The sequence below is a fragment of the Extibacter sp. GGCC_0201 genome (genome assembly GCF_017566055.1).
Lineage (GTDB): Bacteria > Bacillota > Clostridia > Lachnospirales > Lachnospiraceae > Extibacter.
On record NZ_JABFCH010000062.1, the window covers coordinates 1 to 1,103 of the forward strand.

At 50.0% G+C, this 1,103-nt stretch carries 2 protein-coding genes; both read right to left on the reverse strand.

The features are described from left to right. Positions 1 to 141: 141 nt before the first annotated feature. The gene (locus tag HJV72_RS18745; protein ID WP_117771881.1) at positions 142 to 363 is read right to left on the reverse strand and encodes a hypothetical protein; all 222 of its coding nucleotides are present in this window, start codon (positions 361 to 363) and stop codon (positions 142 to 144) included. A gap of 28 nt (positions 364 to 391) precedes the next feature. Then, positions 392 to 964 carry a hypothetical protein gene (locus tag HJV72_RS18750; protein WP_208073369.1) on the reverse strand — a complete coding sequence of 191 codons (573 nt, stop codon included), beginning with the start codon at positions 962 to 964 and terminating at the stop codon, positions 392 to 394. Between the last annotated feature and the right edge of the window lie 139 nt (positions 965 to 1,103).

The following is a 1,103-nucleotide window of genomic DNA, read 5'->3' on the forward strand; positions in this document are numbered from 1 at the left end:
GTGACGCTGTTCACCGCGGACTGAAGCTGTCCGCTTAAGGCGGCGCTGTCAATCTCTACATTTATTTTATATTTCTGTTGATTGAGTTGTTCGTACAGTGCGTCTGTATTCAGTACAGGCTGTACGTTTATGTTATATTGTTCACTCAATGGAATCCTCCCTTCTTTCATTTGGTTTGGAAAAGATTCTACAGATATCACATCTGCACGGGACGCTTATCCAGATGGCAGTACCGTCGTCATGTTCTGCCGCATACCGCCCCGCGGCTTCTAAATCTTTTACATTGCTGTCGGCGACGACGGTCAGACCTTCCAGCGCGTCAAATCTGACACCGAGGACTTTTACATAATCATTGCTGTCCATATATCACACCTCCGTGCATGACGCTGTATCAATCTGTTTCCTTGTTACGGGCTTCCCGCACATGGGCGGCCTGTGCCGGGCTGTACGTATCTTTTACGTATTCCAGAGCTTCCCTGAGGTTCAGCAGCTTCGGGTCCACGGCTTCTATTTTTTTCGTGGCGGCAAGAAGGAGGGCGGTGAGCACGTCTTCTTTTTCGTGGATGAGCTGCTGCTTTCTGAACTCTACCATCTTTTCCGTGTCCGAGAGGATGCCGTACATCTGGATGACGGCCTCTTTGTACGGGCAGGATGGGATAGAGTCTTTATCCTGTTCAAAGAACTCGTCGTAGAGCTTCATAAGCTCCGCATCTTTCGTGACGGCTTCGTAGATGTTCTCTGCGATTTCAGTCTTTCCGCCCTCAGTCTCTTTGACCTCGAAGGCGATGCCGTCCATGCAGTGCAGGAAGAATACGTTGATGAGCATCATGTCGGCATAGTAAGGGGTATAGCTTACGCGTCCCTCGCCGTCTGCCGTGAAGTATCCTTCTGCCAGCTCCTGGGGCATGAGTATCCTGTCCTCCATGGACAGGGTTGTCTTGATTGCCGGGTTTTCCTTTTTCATTGATTCTTTTCCTCCTTTTTCGGTTTGCTTACTTTCCATTTCCTGTATGCGTACTGTGTCTCGGATTTCAAGTACCAGCATACGATCTTCCCTTTCTTGTCGGGCCGCTCGGACTCACAGATGTGGACCGGCTGGCAGC